The sequence below is a fragment of the Clostridium sp. YIM B02555 genome (assembly GCF_022320955.1).
GTDB lineage: Bacteria > Bacillota > Clostridia > Clostridiales > Clostridiaceae > Clostridium > Clostridium saccharoperbutylacetonicum.
Genome location: NZ_JAKJJY010000008.1, coordinates 203,641 through 221,954, shown reverse-complemented (window position 1 = coordinate 221,954; position 18,314 = coordinate 203,641). Strand labels below are relative to the sequence as shown.

General features: G+C 28.7%; 14 protein-coding genes. 8 read left to right on the top strand and 6 right to left on the bottom strand.

The window, feature by feature from the left end; translation table 11 throughout:
• Positions 1-20: 20 nt before the first annotated feature.
• From L3B98_RS13810 to L3B98_RS13790, 5 genes are all read left to right on the top strand, one after another.
• Entirely contained in the window at positions 21-896 is an 876-nt protein-coding gene (locus tag L3B98_RS13810; RefSeq protein ID WP_238917134.1) for a carbohydrate ABC transporter permease, read from the top strand.
• A 253-nt stretch (positions 897-1,149) separates the two neighbouring features.
• Positions 1,150-2,469, top strand: coding sequence for an extracellular solute-binding protein (locus L3B98_RS13805; protein WP_015391859.1), 1,320 nt, complete (start codon positions 1,150-1,152; stop codon positions 2,467-2,469).
• 103 nt (positions 2,470-2,572) lie between these two features.
• The gene (locus L3B98_RS13800; protein ID WP_238917133.1) at positions 2,573-3,259 is read left to right on the top strand and encodes a DUF624 domain-containing protein; all 687 of its coding nucleotides are present in this window, start codon (positions 2,573-2,575) and stop codon (positions 3,257-3,259) included.
• Positions 3,260-3,331: 72 nt separating this feature from the next.
• Positions 3,332-5,137, top strand: a complete 1,806-nt coding sequence (locus L3B98_RS13795; RefSeq protein WP_238917132.1) for a sensor histidine kinase — start codon at positions 3,332-3,334, stop codon at positions 5,135-5,137.
• Positions 5,138-5,149: 12 nt separating this feature from the next.
• Positions 5,150-6,724 (top strand): response regulator, encoded by a 1,575-nt coding sequence (locus tag L3B98_RS13790; protein WP_015391862.1) that lies wholly within the window; start codon positions 5,150-5,152, stop codon positions 6,722-6,724.
• Between the two features lie 119 nt (positions 6,725-6,843).
• On the opposite strand, the gene L3B98_RS13785 is transcribed toward L3B98_RS13790, so the two are convergent.
• Positions 6,844-8,409 carry a sugar hydrolase gene (locus L3B98_RS13785; protein ID WP_238917131.1) on the bottom strand — a complete coding sequence of 522 codons (1,566 nt, stop codon included), beginning with the start codon at positions 8,407-8,409 and terminating at the stop codon, positions 6,844-6,846.
• 263 nt (positions 8,410-8,672) lie between these two features.
• Here L3B98_RS13785 and L3B98_RS13780 point away from each other — a divergent pair, with 263 nt between their 5' ends.
• Positions 8,673-9,722, top strand: a complete 1,050-nt coding sequence (locus L3B98_RS13780) for an AraC family transcriptional regulator (RefSeq protein WP_238917130.1) — start codon at positions 8,673-8,675, stop codon at positions 9,720-9,722.
• A gap of 430 nt (positions 9,723-10,152) precedes the next feature.
• On the opposite strand, the gene L3B98_RS13775 is transcribed toward L3B98_RS13780, so the two are convergent.
• The 5 genes from L3B98_RS13775 to L3B98_RS13755 all read right to left on the bottom strand — a co-directional run bounded on the left by L3B98_RS13775 (position 10,153) and on the right by L3B98_RS13755 (position 16,373).
• Positions 10,153-11,010 (bottom strand): SDR family oxidoreductase, encoded by an 858-nt coding sequence (locus L3B98_RS13775; protein WP_238917129.1) that lies wholly within the window; start codon positions 11,008-11,010, stop codon positions 10,153-10,155.
• Between the two features lie 14 nt (positions 11,011-11,024).
• Complete coding sequence (gene uxuA / locus L3B98_RS13770) at positions 11,025-12,071, bottom strand: mannonate dehydratase (RefSeq protein ID WP_077361710.1); 1,047 nt, start codon at positions 12,069-12,071, stop codon at positions 11,025-11,027.
• A 4-nt stretch (positions 12,072-12,075) separates the two neighbouring features.
• Positions 12,076-13,476 carry a glucuronate isomerase gene (uxaC, locus tag L3B98_RS13765; protein ID WP_238917128.1) on the bottom strand — a complete coding sequence of 467 codons (1,401 nt, stop codon included), beginning with the start codon at positions 13,474-13,476 and terminating at the stop codon, positions 12,076-12,078.
• 901 nt (positions 13,477-14,377) lie between these two features.
• The gene (locus L3B98_RS13760) at positions 14,378-15,691 is read right to left on the bottom strand and encodes a HAMP domain-containing sensor histidine kinase (protein WP_238917127.1); all 1,314 of its coding nucleotides are present in this window, start codon (positions 15,689-15,691) and stop codon (positions 14,378-14,380) included.
• Positions 15,684-16,373: a response regulator transcription factor gene (locus L3B98_RS13755; protein WP_238917126.1), complete on the bottom strand. Its 690-nt coding sequence runs from the start codon at positions 16,371-16,373 to the stop codon at positions 15,684-15,686. Before L3B98_RS13755 ends, L3B98_RS13760 begins: the two co-directional genes overlap by 8 nt.
• A 342-nt stretch (positions 16,374-16,715) precedes the next feature.
• Here L3B98_RS13755 and pssA point away from each other — a divergent pair, with 342 nt between their 5' ends.
• Positions 16,716-17,237 (top strand): CDP-diacylglycerol--serine O-phosphatidyltransferase, encoded by a 522-nt coding sequence (pssA, locus tag L3B98_RS13750; protein ID WP_238917125.1) that lies wholly within the window; start codon positions 16,716-16,718, stop codon positions 17,235-17,237.
• 58 nt (positions 17,238-17,295) lie between these two features.
• Complete coding sequence (locus tag L3B98_RS13745; RefSeq protein WP_238917124.1) at positions 17,296-18,291, top strand: AI-2E family transporter; 996 nt, start codon at positions 17,296-17,298, stop codon at positions 18,289-18,291.
• The last annotated feature ends 23 nt before the right edge of the window (positions 18,292-18,314 follow it).

The window sequence follows — 18,314 nt, the reverse complement described above, 5'->3', positions numbered from 1 at the left end:
TAACTTTAAGGAGGGTTTCTATGAATATTACACAAGGCGGAATGGAAAGTGTAGGAAAGAATTCCAGCAAGACTAAAATTATAGGTATAGTATTAAAAATTCTTATAGGCCTTTTACTTGTTGTTGAAATATATCCAATTGTATGGCTACTGTTATCATCAATAAAGGGGCCAACAGAATTTTCTACATCACCTGTTTATGCATTACCAAAAGGATTCTATTTAAAAAACTATATAGATGCTTGGAATATAGGAAAAATGAGTATTTTCTTTAAGAACAGTTTATTTGTAACGACAGTAGCATTAGTTGTTATTATTGTTTTTAGTGCAACAGCTGCTTTTGCGATAACTAAATTAAAATGGAAATTAAGCAAAGCTACATTAACTTTATTTTTAATGGGAATAATGGTTCCGGTTCAAGTAGTTTTAATTCCTTTATTTATGATATATAAAAAGTCTGGATTATTAAATAATCCTTTAAGTCTTATTATTACTTATGCAGCATTCGGATTACCAATGTCTATATATTTGTTTGTAGCATATTTTAAGAATATTCCATTAGAAATAATGGAAGCAGCCGTAATGGATGGCTGTAGTATATATGGAGTATTTTTAAGAATAATTCTTCCACTAATACAAAATGCAATTGTGACTGTATTAACGTTGCAGTTCTTATTTAACTGGAATGACTTGATCTTTTCAATGACCTTTATAAGTAAAACAGATCTTAAGACAATTCAAACTGGAATGATGATGTTTACAGGTCAGTTTGGTCAAAAAGATTGGGGACCTATATTTGCATCAATAACAATGGGAACTATTCCAACCTTATTACTTTATATAGGATTAAATAAGATGGTAATTAAAGGAATGACAGCAGGAGCAGTTAAAGGTTAAATATATAATATTTAATTCTAGATATTAATGTCAGGCAAAGAGATTCGTTAAGAATTAATAACGTACAATAAATAATTTAAGAGTATATAATAGTTACTAGTATTCTGTTATAAAATTAGAAAAAAGTGTACATTAACTAAAAAAAAGTACACTATAACAAATAAATATGATGTGCTAATATTACAATGTAAACGTTATTCAAATATCTAAGTGTAAAAATAATTTGTTCAAATTTAATTTTAGGAGGGTATTTATGAAATCGATTAGAAAAAAGGTTTTAAGTGGAATTTTAGTAGGAATAATGAGTGGAGCATTACTAGCAGGGTGTTCTTCATCAGGTGGTGATAGTAGTAAACAATCAAGTGGAACAAAGGGGAAAACAGTTAAGTTCGTATCAATATGGAATGAAAGTACTGGTGTAGGAAAGGTTATAACTGACTTAACTAATGAATATAAGAAGGATCATCCTAACTTTAATCTAGAAATGGAAGTAGTTCAACAAACTGATTTAGATCAAAAGTTAAATGTACTTGCGGCTAGTAACGATCTTCCTGATTTATTTGTATCGCAAAGTAATTCACAATTGCTTCAATTTGTTAAAGCAGGTCAAATTATAGATATAGATACTTCATTACCAAGTGCAAAGGAAGCTCTTCTTCCAGCTACAGTTACAGGTGTAAATAACATATTAGGTACAGATAAATTATATGCATTGCCAACTGAAAATAACATTGAAGGAATTTGGTATAACAAAAAGATTTTTCAAGATAATAATATTAAAGTACCAACAACTTTAGATGAATTAATGGCTGCATGTCAAAAGTTAAAGGATAAGGGAATACAACCAATGGCACTGGCAGGAAAAGAAAAATGGCCGATAACTCGTCAAATTGCAAACATAGCTATGCGTAAAGCAGGCGTAAATGTTATAGCTGATGCAAACAGTGGAAAGGTATCATATACTGATCCTGCATTTGTAGAAGCAGCTAAAATGGTACAAGAAATGGGAACTAAAGGATACTTTGGAGAAGGTGTAACTACAATAGACTATAATGTTGCAAATGACAGTTTCTTAAATGGAAAAGCTGCAATGTACTATATGGGTAGCTGGGCTACTAGAGATCTTAATGATGATGCAAAAAATACTTTAGGAAAAGATGGCATTGGATTCTTTAACTTCCCAAGTGTAAATGGTGGAAAAGGAAGTCAAGAAGATTATTTAATGAACTTTGGAACATTACTAGCATTCTCAAAAGACAAGTTTGATGATCAAACAGCAGATTGGGCTAAATACATTGCTTCAAACTTTGGTGATTATTCAATGAATAAACTTGGTAATATTACTGGATTTAAACTTAACAAGACAACTGGAGATATACCAGTATATACAAAAATGGTAACAGATGAAATGAAAAAAGTTAAAAACAGTGGTCTATGGATGGAATACAATTTCGATCAAAAGACTAGTGACTTAAATCAAAATAATTCTCAACTTTTACTACTTGGTAAAATGACTCCAGAAGATTATTGTAAACAACTTGATGATGCAGTAAAAACTAGCTTGAAAAAGTAATAGTTAAATAATAAATTTTAAACATATAAATTCAAAAGCAACTTTGGGAAATTATTCTTTAGGTTGCTTTTGAACTATTTATTTTAAGAGGAGAAGAATGTATATGAACAATATAGAATATAAAGAAAACATTATTTTTACTGCTTTTAACTATATAGCATGGTTTGTTTTAGGAAATCTTTATTTTCTAGCGGCAAATGTACTTTTTATTGGATACAATATTATCTCTGGAATTGATATGTCATCAAATATTTCTATTTTAGGGTTCATTACATTAATTCCCATGGGGCCAGCATTAACTGCACTTTGTGCTTCAATGGGTAAAATAATAAGAGAAAAAGATATTAACATCACAAGTTACTATATTAAAGCATATAAGATAAATTTTAAACAGTCGCTGCAATTATGGTGTGCGGAATTAGTAATACTTTTTATATCTTATATTAATTTGAATCTTTCAGTAAAAGAGGGGATTTTAAGTGAATTTGCAATTTTATTTATTGCTATATGCGTTTTTACAGTGGTAATAGGAACAATTGCTTTCCCTATAATTTCGAGATTCAATTTTACAACTATAGATGTAGTAAAAATAGCTTTTATTTACTCTATAAAAAGGATCCACGTCACTATTAGTAATATAATTGCATTATTAATTGGCTTCTTTTTTATTTATATACTTCCAATAACAGTATTTCTATGTTTAAACAGTTTAATATGCTTTGTTATTATGTTCAATAATAAAAATATAATAACAGAAATAGAAAAAGAATTAGCTTCAAATCAGCAATAAATTACTGTGCATATTTGATATAATATAAATATGGTAGAAGAGAGATATTATTAGAATACTGCAACTAGAGAGGTGATAAAGATTATTAATATAACACATAAATTACTAAATATGATTGAAAAATATTTTAAAATAAAAACTATTAAAAATAGATTTTTAGCAGTAATGATTATTTTGATTATTTTTCCAATACCTTTAATAGGAATAATTTCATTTATAAACTCTTCCAATATGATTGAAAATAATCATAAAGCATCATATCTCTTGAATTTGCAGAAGTCCAGTGAATTAATGGACAATAATTTAAAAAACACTACAAATATTATGCGAAGTATTACAAGTAATGAAAATTTGAGAAATGAACTTAAATCATCGAATGAAGTTACTGAAGCTACGGATAATTATTTTCCTATTCAAAGTGTTAATGTATTTAGTAGAATATTTAGGGAGTACACAATAGATACTACATATATTGATTCAATATGCTTATATGATAATGATGGACGGCTTTATTATTTTGGAACAAAATTTAGTGGAGCAACAGTATTAAAAAATAATCCTTACGATAAAATAAAAGAAAAAAATTGGTATAAAGAAGCAATAAAGGCAAATGGAAAAGAAGTAATACTGGGTTATAATATTTTAGATGAAGAAAGCAGAGAATTTTCATTTTCTACAGTGAAACTGGTAAGAGATGTGGACACTTTAAATCCAATAGGACTTATGATTATTAATGTAAAGGAAAATGCATTTACTAAAGCTTTTCCTAATATAAATCCAGATTCTGAAGAAGGAACCTTTTTGGTTTTGGATAAAAATAAAAACAATAATAATAATAATTCTCCCATTGTCTTTATGAATAGAAATGACGAGGATATTAAAAAAATAGTAGATAATTCACAAGAATTTAATTCAAGCACTTTAGAGAAGCAAGGATATTCAGTAAGTAGTTATACTAATGATATTACTGGATGGGAAATTGTACATATTATAAAAAAGAGTCAATTACTAAAGGATACTAGGCTTATAGGAGTTTATACAGCCATAGTTTGTTTAGTGACAATTTTATTTGCATTGATATTATCAATAGTTTTTTCAAATACTATAAATAAACCGATAAAAAGATTAAAAAGAGCTATTTCAGATGTAGGTAAAGGTAAAAGGGATATTACTGAAGAATTTGGTGATGATGAAATAGGTATTTTAGGAAATCAATTTAAAGTTATGGTAAAAGAAAATTTAGAATTAAATGAGAGAATAACTAGCTCAAAGCTAAAGCAGAGAGAAGCAGAACTTAAGTTATTACAGGCTCAAATTAATCCACATTTCCTCTATAATACTTTAGACTCAATTTATTGGCTGGCAAAAATAAAAAAGGTTGATGATATTGCAGATATGGCTATTGCATTATCTGATATTTTTAAGTTGAGCTTAAATAAGGGAAGTGAAATAACAACTGTAAGAAATGAAATAAAGCAGGTGCAGAGCTATTTAATTATACAGAATTTAAGATATAAGGATAGATTTAAGGTAGACATTGATATAGATGATAAGATTATGGATTATGAGATAATAAAATTAATAATTCAGCCATTTATTGAAAATGCAATGATTCATGGGCTGGAACCTAAGGCTGGAGATGGAGAAATTAATATAATAGGGAAGTTAGAGGGAGACGAAATTGTATTTGTTATTGAAGATAATGGAATAGGTGTAGAGGATATTAATAAATTTAATTCAGGTTATGGCATAAAGAATGTTCAAGAAAGAATTGAACTCTATTATGGAGAAGAATATGGAGTTACATTTGAGAGTGAAATAAACAAAGGAACTATAGTCACGATTAAAATCCCATTTGAGAAAAAGATAATATTATAAGGGGAGAGTAAGATGATTAAAGCTGTACTTATTGATGATGAATATATTGTGGTTGAAGGATTAAAAGCCATAGTAAATTGGAGTGGATTTGGAATAGAAGTGGTTGGATCAGCTTCTGATGGTGTAAGTGGACTTGAGTTAATTGAAAAGGAAAAGCCTGATATAGTATTTACTGATATTACTATGCCTCGTATGAACGGGCTAACATTGATTGAGAATGCAAAGAAGATAATTCCAAGTGGAGTATTTATAATTTTTAGTGGTTATAATGAATTTGAATATGCACGAAAAGCTCTAAGTTTAGGAGTAATTGATTATCTTGATAAGCCTGTAACAATTGACAAAGTTGAAGAAACCTTAAAAGAAGCAATAAAGATTATTGACAAAAAAAAAGAAGAAACTAAATTGGTTGAAAACTTCTTAGAGTCTAAAAAGGCTATATTAGAAGGGTTAATTAGAAGATTAATAAATGGGGAAAATATTAATGATGAAAAATTGCTTTATATGTTAAATGATAACAATATAAATTTATTAAGCATGAACAATTTTACAGTTGCTGTTGCAAAGCAAGAGGAAGATACGGAGAATACTAAGAAGTTTATTAATGAAGTAAAAAAAACTTTTGACTTAAATAATCATAATAATTTAATAAGGCATTTTATTTTAAATGAAGGTAAAGAAGTAATCTTTATATTTTTTGAAATATCAGATATAAATAGTGAGACTGAATCTAACTTAATAAACTACATGACTAAAGTTAGAAAGCAGCTTCAAGAACAAAATATAGATTTCTATATGGGAATCGGGGAAAGCCAGAAGCAGGTTTTTGATATTAGTAAATCTTATTCAGATGCTAAGAAGGCGTTGAAGTATGCATTTTTTAAGGATACTTCTTCAATAATACACATTAGAGAGGTTGAATATAGTAATCATATATCAAAATTAGCAGATGATGGTCATGACTCAATAATTTTTAATATTAGATCTTCAAATAAACAGGAGGTTATAGGGCAGGTTAAAAACTTTTTGAAAAATTTAGAATCCTATAATTTACCGCCGGAAATGTTTTGCCATGAATGTTTAGAACTTATATATTTAGCTTTAAAAGTATCTACTGAAACAGGAAAAGATTATGTAGCTGAAAAAGAAGGAGGCTTTATACCTCATGTTGAAATTTTAAAAGCCAATACAGCCTTTGAGATTTCAGCTTGGATGATTTCATTTTTCGATGACTTAATGAATTGGATAGCTAATATACAGAAAAACAGCAATAGAAAATCTATTGTGAAGGTTAGGGAATACTTAGATGAAAATTACCATAAAGATATTACTTTAGATGAAATGGCCGAAATGGTAAACATTAATACTACTTATTTAAGTATGCTATTTAAAGAGCAAGTAGGAACAACTTATATAAAATATTTAACAAATGTAAGGCTTGAAAAAGCTAAGAAGCTGTTAAATGAGGGGTATAAGGTTAAGGAAGTAAGTGAGATGGTTGGATATCATAATAGTAGACACTTTAGTGAACTTTTCAAGAAAACTGTAGGGTTGACTCCAGATCAATTTAAAGGAAAAATTAAGTAGGATAGATAAAAATGATAATTATGGTTGTAGTTATTTGGTAATAGAGGACCAATTTACAAGGAGTTATAAAGTTAAACCACTACGTTTGTAGTGGTTTAGCTTTATAATAATGAATAAGCTTATAGGAAATATTTCCTTATAAAATATGATGGTGTACAGCTCCAAGAATGGCAGTAACTATTAATAATACGAGAACCATATGGTGATGCATATTTATTTTTAGGATTATATAATTCCCAGAAGCAGTCAGCTCCATCCTTAACCATTTCGCCCCAATAGCTTCTCACACAAGATAGTGCTTCAGCTTTTCTGTTATTTAAAATTAAAGCTTCTATTAAGTGGTGATATGCATAAGGAGTTACAAGATCAACTCTTGGAGAAACCTTTAGTAGGTTATCAAGTATTTTGCCATTAATATCTGTATCAAATACTTCAGCAAGTACAAACCAAATTTGTGAAATCCAAGATACTTGCTTTTGATTACCGCTTACAAAAAAGCATTGTTCTTTATCCCATAGCTGATTAATTGCCCCTTCAGTAGTTTTCTTTATTTCTTTTTTAAGTTTTTCTTTTCTTTCAGTATCTCCTAATACATTAGCTAATTTTTCAGCTTGTTTTAATGTATATATTAGAATTGCTTGCGCTCCTGCCTGCTTATTTAATTCATCATGCCAGTCTAAGAAGCACCACCAGTCGTCGCTATCACGAACTACACCGTTTTCATCTATACGATTTAAAGCCAGTTGGGCTTGATGATATGCAACTTCCCATAGATCATTTAATACAGTCAAATCTTTTGTTTCTTCATAATAATCATAAAGACAAGAAATAAAGAATAGTGAATAATCGTATAATGCAGTATCATCGACCAAAAGCTTTGGCTCAATAAATAAACATGCACCAACTCTTCCTTCATTTTGAGCTAAACCTCCAAATAAGTATAAGCATCTCTTTACTAAATCATAGTTTTTAAACGTATAATAATTTGCTTGAGCTTGTAGTCTCAAATCGCCAATCCATAAACGTCTATCTCTCTTAGGTCCATCTTCAAATACAGAATGCATACAATCTTGAAGGGTTTTTAAGGATATTTTATCCATTTTAATTAGATCATCAGAAATTTTAGTTAATGGAGAAACAGTTGACATATCAGCAGAAGATACAGCTATGCAATTTACATCTTCAATTACAATTTCATATTTAGGGGATGTATCTACTACCTTAATTTCCATATATCTAAAAGCATAACGTCTTGGCATGCTAACTGTATTTGGTAATATATCTATATGGAGGAACTCTTCTTGAATCCAGCTGCTACTAATGCTTCCGTTATAAGTCGAGCTATCTTCAGCTATTTCACATAAGGTTTCACCAAGTTTAATTCTAAGATGTGCAGGTGCATCAGGAGGACTTCCTACTGGTTTAAGCTTAAAATTTACATATCCAACGTGATGATCACCAAAATCAATACATACGCTTTGACCTTTACCTAAAGAGATATTAGAAAGTTCATCAATTGATTTTATTTCAGTTATTTCCCAGTCTTCTTTTCCTTTTTCAATGGTTACTAGCCCAATTGGTTTAACTGTATTTTTAATCAAACTTGGTTCTAGTGCTACTGCTTTATCTACAAGAGCTTTATTAACTTCCATTTTAAAATCTTTAATACTGTTAGTAATACTCATATATTCATCTCCTAATTTATGATTTATGCTAAAACTCTTTTGAAATGCAGAGTTTTAGAAACACTACTGTGATTTCTAACTAAGGGCTGTTATTATTTTAGATGATAACATTTTCATAAATTATCATCATAAACTAAGTATATATTTATAAAAAAATCTTAACAATTATCATTTCTAGTCAATTTGATTGATTGATTTTAATATTTGTGATAAATTTTTAATTAACAGACCATGGTGACTGTCACTGATTTAAAGGAGTTTTTATGAATTTAAATGATTTAACCCAATATTTGTATACTTATAATGAAGATGAGATATTTTACAGAAAATATTATGAAGCAAGACAGGATATCGTATTGCATAAAGGCTTTTTAGAAAATATAGATAAAGACTATATTATTAAACATAAATTAATAATTCCTGAAGTTTCAGATAAAGAAATACCAAAACAAATGGCTGATGAAACTTACTTTGAAATGAATAGTCAAAATAGTATTATTCTTCTTAAGCATAATCGCTATACGCCAGAATTTACACATAAGCATGTCTTTTTTGAATTAATTTATGTATTGGCAGGTCAATGTACTCAAAAAATAGGTGAACATCATATAGAAATGGGAGAAGGAGATATAACTATTGTTTCCCCTAATGTAAAACATTCTATTTCTGTGTTTGATGACAGTATTATTATCAATTTATTAATACGCAGAAATACCTTTGAAGATATATTTTTTGATTTTTTACGAAATAATAATTTACTTTCAAATTTTTTTATAAATAATTTATACAAAGAACAGCGAAATGATTATATTATTTTTAGAACAAGTAAAGATGAGGAAATAAGAAATTCAATTTTAGAAATGTTCTTAGAATATAAGAATCGTTCCAGGTATTATAATAATATTCTCAATAATCTTCTTATGGTGTTTTTTGCTAGATTGCTTCGCTCTCATGAAAAAAATGTTGAATTGCCAAGCCTCTTAAAAAAAGAGACATTGAGACATATAGAAATGATTACTTACATTCAGGATAATTATATAGGGATTACATTAGATGATGTTGCTAGGAGATTTCATTTTTCTAGTCCACATAGTTCAAAGTTGATTAAAGAAGCAACAGGACTTACTTTTACTCAGCTAATACAAAAGATACGTCTTGAAAGAGCAGAGAATTTGTTGAGCAATACTAATATTTCTATTGCAGATATCAGCAATAGTGTAGGGTATCCTACTGTAGAGCATTTTATTAGGCTATTTAAAAGGAAAAATGATATTTCTCCAAGTCAATATAGGAAAAATAATAAATTGAACTAGATGTTTTAGCTAATGCTGAAGATATACCTGCTAAGTGACAACTGTGTATTTATCTTGGGCAACAAACAATTTTAATTAATAAAAGTTTTTCAAAGCCTTTTAAATCATTAGTGATATTAATTTTTTTAACATAGGCTTCACCGCCAGGCATTAAAATAGTTATAAAGGTTTTTTAAAATTATGTCTTCATTGGAATTATGGAACTGAATTAAAAGTTTTACTGAGTGGAAAAGGCTGTGATGAGGAATTAAAAAGTGCAATGGAGGCAAGTATATATAACAAACCAAAAACTACTACATACTGAATTTGCAGTATATAGTAGTTTTTATTTCTTGATGATATAGTTCTTTTCTTAATGAAATTATATATTTTGAGCAAATAACTTATTTTATTTGATTGTGGCTAATTATATTAATTGGTTTTATTATGGTTAAACTCCTGAATAAGCTGAGAAACCACCATCAATTGGTATAATTATACCATTTACAAAGCTTGATGCTTCTTCATTTACCAAGAATAGAAGTGCACCTATAAGTTCTTCGGCTTCACCAAATCTTCCCATTGGAGTAGCATTTAAAATCTTGTGAGAACGCTCAGTATAGCTTCCGTCTGCATTTTTAAGAAGTGCTTCATTTTGTTTTGTTACAAAGAAGCCAGGAGCTATAGCATTTACTCTTATACCAACCTTTGACATATGAACTGCTAGCCATTGTGTAAAGTTTGATACTGCAGATTTTGCACCTGAGTATGCTGGTATTTTTGTAAGTGGAGTGAAAGCATTCATTGATGAAACATTGATAATGCTGCAACCTTTTCTTCCGATCATGTCTCTTGAAAATTCTTGTGATGGAAGTAAAGTTCCAAGGAAGTTTAAGTCAAATACAAATCTGATTCCATCTTCATCAAGATCAAAGAAAGTTACAAGATCTTTGTTTTCTTCTTTTAAATCTTCTTCATATAAATATTCCTTAGTAGTTGTTCCTTTTGGATTGTTACCACCAGCACCATTTATTAAAATGTCGCAAGGACCAAACTTTTCTAAGATAACTTCATGAGCTTTTTTAAGACTTGCTTTATCAAGAACGTTAGCTTCAACACCAATAGCAGTTTTTCCTTTAGCTACAACTTCAGCAGCTTTCTTTTCTGCACTCTCTATGCTTCTATCTAAGATTGCAACTTTTGCGTTGCATTCAGCTAAGGCATCCACCCAAGAGCTTCCTAGTACTCCAGCGCCACCAGTTACGACAATAACTTTATTGCTTAAATCTATACTAAAAGGTAATTTCATTTTATATCTCTCCTTTATTTATTAGTTTTTTCTAAAGTTTCCCAAATTCCTGCAATGTACATAGCACCTAAAGCACGGTCATATAAACCATAGCCAGGTCTTCCAGTTTCTCCCCAAATCATTCTTCCATGGTCTGGACGAAGATATCCATCAAATTTATTTTTATGAAGCACTTTCATGATTTCAACTATATCTAATGAACCACAAGGTGAGTAGTGAGCACTTTCTTCAAAGCTTCCATCTTCAAGAAGTTTTACATTTCTAACATGCATAAAGTGAATACGACCTTGACTAGAATATTTATCTACCATTTCTACAATATTATTAAAGCTTGCTGATCCAAGAGAACCAGTACAGAAAGTTAGTCCGTTGTATTTGCTGTCAACTAACTTTAAGAATCTATCTAAATTCTTTTCGTTTGTGATTATTCTTGGTAGTCCAAAGATATTATATGGAGGATCATCTGGGTGAATTGCCATCTTAATATCATTTTGTTCAGCAACTGGAATAATCTGCTTTAAGAAGTATTCTAAATTGCTCCATAAAGCTTCTTCATCAACTTTTGAATATTGCTTGAATAAATCTGCAAGTTGATCCTTTGTATAGCTTGAATCCCAGCCTGGAAGTGATAATTCACCAGTAAGAGGGTCCATTTTTTCAAGTTGTTCTTTATAATAAACAAGAGCAGTAGAACCATCTTCTAAAACTTTATCAAGTTGAGTTCTAGTCCAGTCAAATACAGGCATGAAGTTATAACAAATTACTTTAACTCCTGCTTTTGCAAGACGTCTTATGTTTTCTTTATAATTTTCAATATATTTGTCTCTTGTAGGTAAGCCAAGTTTTATGTCTTCATGAACAGGAACACTTTCAATAACATCAAATTTTAAGTTAGCGTTTTCAACTTCAGCTTTTAATTTAACTATGCTTTCATTGCTCCATACTTCTCCTACAGGAACGTCGTAAATTGCAGTTACAATGCTGTCCATACTTGGGATTTGTCTAATGTATTGAAGCTTAACGGCATCGTCAGCTCCATACCATCTAAATGATAATTTCATATTATTAATCCTCCAATTTTAAATAATTTTTTATATTTTTGTAGCAGATGCCTTCAATGATTTCTTTTAGAAGTTCAGGATCATTTTCAAATTCATTATCATCAACTAATGAGCCTACAAAGCTACATAATATTCTTCTAAAATAATCATGTCTTGCATAAGATAAAAAGCTTCTTGAATCTGTAAGCATTCCAACAAAGTCGGCTAACATTCCTTGGTTTCCAATTGATTTTAAATGCTCATACATGCCTTCTTTATGATCGTTAAACCACCAAGCAGCCCCAAATTGAATTTTTCCTCTTACACCATCTTCACCAAAGCAGTGAGGAAGTGCAGAAAGTACTAGATTATCTTTTGGATTTAAAGTGTAAATTGCTGTCTTTGGAAGTCCAGAGTTTTCATTAATATCATTAAGAAGTTTTGATAATGATGAAGCTATATTAAAATCATTCATAACATCAAAACCTGCATCAGGACCTAGCTTTTTAAACATAGTTTCATTGTTATTTCTCATTGCTCCTATATGAAGCTGCATTGCCCAGCCATTTTTGTGATATTCTTTAGCAAGCAATTTAAGAGTATAACATTTAAATTTTTCAGCATCTTCAGCTGATATTTTATCTTTATATAAGCGCTTCTTGAAAATCTCAGCTACTTCTGCTTCAGTAGTAGGTAAATAATATAAACTTTCTAGTGAGTGGTCAGAAAGCTTACAACCAACTTCATTGAAATATTCAACTCTGCTTATTAATGCTTCTATTAAAGTTGAATAAGAGCTTGTAATTTTTATACCAGAACTTTCTGATAAGGCATTAATATAATCTGTAAAACCTTCATTTAAAATATTAAGAGCTTTATCAGGTCTAAAGGTTGGTAATACTTTAAAAGTTAAAGCCTTATTTTCAGCTATTAATTTATGATATTCCAAATTATCAATAGGATCATCTGTAGTGCAAATTAATTTTACCTTGGAATTAGTTATAAATTTTACAGGAGATAAAGCTTCAGCAGCTATTTTCTTATTACAATGCTCATAGATTTTTTCAGCATTGCTTTCCTTTAAAATTTCTGTAACTCCAAAGAAATTTCTTAGCTCAAGATTAGTCCAGTGATATAAGGGACTACCTATTAATCTTTCACAAGTTCTTGCCCACATTTTGAATTTATCAAAATCATTTGCAGTACCAGTAATATATTCTTCAGGTACACCTGCATATCTCATAGCTCTCCACTTATAGTGGTCAAACTCAAGAAAAATTTTAGAAATATTACTAAATACCTTATCCTCATAAATTTCTTTAGGGGATAAATGACAATGATAGTCATAAATAGGAGCATTTTTTGCAATATCATTATAAAGGATATTTGCAGTTTTTCCCTTTAACATAAAATTGTTATCTAACAAAAAATCACCTCATTTTAAATATTAACAAATATAATATTTATGATTAGTTGTACTTTGATATAAGCGCAACTAAATTAATAAATCTATTCTATACTGTAAGCTTATATAATACATTAACTATTTTGATATATTGTATAAAATTATTGCATTAAAATAATATAATTAAATATACTGTTCTAGGAGCTTGAAAACAATTAACTTTGATTCACCTTAATTATATTAATAATTCAAAACGATGAATATGTTATTATTGCTATATAACTTGCAAAAATTGCTGTGATAATATTAATAATGGACTAGTTCTTACAGGAATTTTTAAGATAGTTTTGAGTGTTAGAGTCAAATGACCTAGGTGATGAAATGAATAATTGAAACTGTTATGAGAATTGCAAACTTAGTAAAAGATAATGAATTAGGCGAGGAGAATATAGTTTCTATTGTATTTAATGAAGGAGTTTTGTTGTAGCAGGACAATCAGTGATATGGCGAAAAATATACAAGGAATGATTTGATTTTTGCTTATAGACAAATTATATAATTTAGTAACTTGTTTATAAGCTTTTATAGGATTGGAATTATGCTTTTAAGATAGAGTTCTAGATATCCAAATTTATAAATGTAATATACATGCATAATTGAGAAATTATAATCGTAACACTGCACTAGAAATATGATGCATTTTTTTCTGGAGCAGGCATGTGAAATTGAGCTGTTGAAGGGTATTAATGTGGGCTTGTTTCATTTTCAGCTTGTCCAGATTTTACATCTGGAACACGCTGAAATGACGGCAAGCCCACATTTAGAACCTTCCAGCGAAAATTTGACTAGTCCTGTGGAAGATAAATGTATCATATTTCGGTAATTGTTGCATAAATCTAATTCTTGCTTTGGATATCTATAGTTAAGATGAAGTTATATTTAAAGTTATCGAAACCAAAAATAATTTTTCTCTTCTTTTAATATCAAATTCTCCTTTATGCATTTCTATGATCTTCTTGCAGGTTTTTAGTCCTATACCTGTGCTATCTAATGCTTTTAAATTATTTATTTGGTTTTCTACAGTTATAAATAGTTTTTCTTTTTCAATGTAGTAGTTAACTTTAATCACTTTAGATTTATCTGCATATTTAGATAGATTAGAAAAAATATTATCAAAAACTCGTTGTATTGATATTAAATTCACTTCAAGTAAAAAAGGTGTATTGCAAGAAGAAAAATCAAAGAAAAATCCTTTATTGTCTAACAGGAAAATTTGCTCTTGAATTAGTTGTTCTAGTAGTTCATTTCCATTAAAGGTTTCTAATTCTAAAGCATCACAGGTATTAAAAACTGTAAAGTACTCGAATAGTTTATCTGATAGATATTTAATTTGATATGCTTTTTCTCTACTATTATGAATATATTGTTTAAAGTTTTCTTCAGTTTTATATTTTTTATATTCTATAATATCTAAATACCCAACTAATGCGGTTAGTGGAGTTCTTAGATCATGGGATAAGGCTGTAATCAACTCACTATTTGCAAGTTGAGCTTCACTTTCATTTTCTAACCTTTCGATAAAGGATTTTCTCATATCATTAATGCTTTGGGCCAAGGATGAAAGCTCATCATTGCTATCTATAGTAATATCATAGGTTAAATCTCCTCCTTCTAAGATTTTTATTTCATTTTCAAGAAGTCCAATATAGGTGATTTTTTTGTTAATAAAAAACAGTATAAGAATTATAAAGAAAAGCAATGATATAGCGATTCCAGCAAAAGCTAGAAAATAGTAATACTTGTATTCAAAAAAGCATTCCATATGCATTTTTGCATCAGAATCAATAAATGACACATCAACAAGAGTATTACTAGGGAAAATTGGACTTTCTTTATATTGTTCATAACTTGTTACTTCATCATTTATATTAGAAGCATAAACTAAATCATTATCTTTATAAATATAAAGATTCACATTCTTGTTTTTGCGAATCCAACTTTCGATTTTGTCATGATCATTTATTGATAAGCCATTATCCGATACATATTCCTTAAACTCTGACACAGCTTGCTTTTTTTGGTTTACAAGAAAGGAAGTCTTGTTAAAGTAGTTATCTAGTATATTTTCACCTGCTGTATATATTAAAAGAAATATACAAACAGATATAATAAATGAAAATATTAAAGCTATGATTAATTTAATTTCTAATTTAGTAGATAGAAATTTTTTATTCAATCCTGTACCCCTTTCCCCAAACTGTTTTTATATATTTTGGATTTTGTGGATCGGATTCTAACTTACTTCTTAAATTTCTTATATGAACCATGACCGTATTATTACAAGAGTAAAAATAGGGTTCGTTCCAAATACTCTCATATAAATTTTGTGCTGAAAAAATCTTTTTACGATTTTTAGACATCAATAAAAGAATACTATATTCAATTTCAGTTAAAGCAATTTCTCGCCCGTCTATTGAAATTTCGTTTGAAGTTAAATTTATTTTTAATCCGTTAATACTAATTGAATCTATTGAGTCATTTGCCTCTTTCCCTTTATAAACATAATATCTTCTAAGTAAAGCCTTGACTCTTGATACTAGTTCTGTATAGGAAAATGGTTTTGAAAGATAATCATCACTTCCAGCAGAAAATGCCATATATTTATCTGAATCTTGGGATTTAGCTGTTAAAAATAAAATTGGTGCACTTGTCTTCTCGCGAATTTCTATACACGCTTTAAAGCCAGTTTTTTTAGGCATTACTATATCAAGTATTATTAAATCAATGCTTTCATCGACCTTGCATATAGCATCTTCACCATCTACAGCCTCTAGCACATTGTAACCTTCACTTTCCAATAAAACTTTAACTATTTCCCTTATCTCATTATTATCATCCGCAATTAAAATATTCCTCATAGTACTTATTAGCCACCTCCATTTGTTATTAGTATATAACGCTGTATTGTTTAAATCTACATTATTTAAGATGACTTAAGAATTCTTAAGATTTAGTATATGTAGATTTTAAGATGTTGTAGATAAACTTTTAATTATTAGATTACAAACAAGAAAGGAAAAAATTATGGATAGGATCTAATATTCATTATGGAAATTATATGTCAACAATAGTAATTTCACTTATAGCTTTAATAGCATTTGTATTAGGGATAATTTATAAGGATAAGCTTATAAGTAAGTTTTCCCAAGGTAATCAAGTTAATGAACAGATATAGTTAAGTAAGTAAAAGGAGTCGAGGCATGGTTAAAAAATTTATACCTAATATATTAACATTTATGAATTTATCTTTTGGAATTCTTTCAATAATTGAAGTTTTCAATAAAAATTTTAGTAGAGGAGCTTTATTTATAATTGTTGCTGCGTTAATAGATAGATATGATGGCAGAATTGCAAGATATTTTAAGGTATCCAGTGAAATAGGAAAAGAACTAGATTCTTTAGCAGATTTAATTTCCTTTGGAGTTGCCCCAGCTATATTAATATTTTCTAAATATATTTTTGATTCTCAGGCGTTTGGCGTGATTGGAATTATTTCAGCACAAGCTTATATTATATGTGGTTGTTACAGATTAGCAAAATATAATGTTAGTGAATTTAATGGAACTTTCACAGGAATTCCAATAACTATTGCAGGTTCAATTCTAGCATTATTTTCGTTATTTGTACCTAAAAATAACGTATTTGTAATAATACTATCGGTTATTTTAATGAGTGTTCTTGCTTATCTTATGATAGCAAAATTTAAGTTAAAAAAGATTTGATCTGATTAGTAAGTAAGGCTTGAATAAATGTTATCAGCTACAGAGGAGGAATTTTAATATGGAAGTAAAGAAATATGAGTTTTGGAAAAATGTAATAAGAACTGTTATGGAATTTATGGTTATAGCCTTAATAATTTATCTTATTAAAGATTTGTTTAATCTAATTATTTTTACATTTTTATTTTCTTATTTACTATATAATTTGCAAAAATATATAGTAAGAAAAACGCGCTTGCCAAGAACCTTAGTAACGATTGTTTTATATATTATTATTTTTGGATTAATAATATTTTTTGCGTGTAGGTATATTCCTGAAATTATAAGAGAAATTCAAATCATATATGAAGAGCTATGGAAAATAAATGTACCTGATAATTGGAAAGAATATATAGATATCTTAAGGAAGCAGATTGATATATCAAAATCTTATGATACGCTTATGAATACTTTGATAGTTACTGGCAAAAGCTTAGTACAGGGAAGTGCTAATTTATTTATTTCATTAATATTAAGTATGCTTTTTATCTTAGATATAGAAAGAATAAAAAAATTTATAAGCAAATTTAAAACGAGTAAAGCATCAAGACTTTACAATCGTCTTGAGTATTTTGGATTAAATTTCTTAAATTCCTTTGGAAAAGTAATACAAGCTCAATTTTTAATAGCATTAGTAAATTCTATTCTTTCTACCATAGCTTTATGGATTATGGGATTTCCACAATTAATAGGTCTAGGCTTTATGATATTTGTGCTAAGTTTTATACCGGTGGCTGGAGTTATAATATCTTTAATACCACTTTGTTTAATAGCATTCAATGTTGGAGGTGTAATTAAAGTAATATCCGTTATTATAATGATTGCTTTATTACATGGATTAGAAAGTTATATATTAAATCCAAAGTTAATGTCCGATAAAACATCATTGCCAGTATTCTTTATATTTATAATATTAATTTTGGGAGAACAATTTATGGGAACATGGGGATTATTGTTGGGAATACCTTTAGTTATTTTTATTTTAGATATTTTAGAGGTTAAGGTATCGGATGAATAATTAAGACTTAAAAATTAAATTGA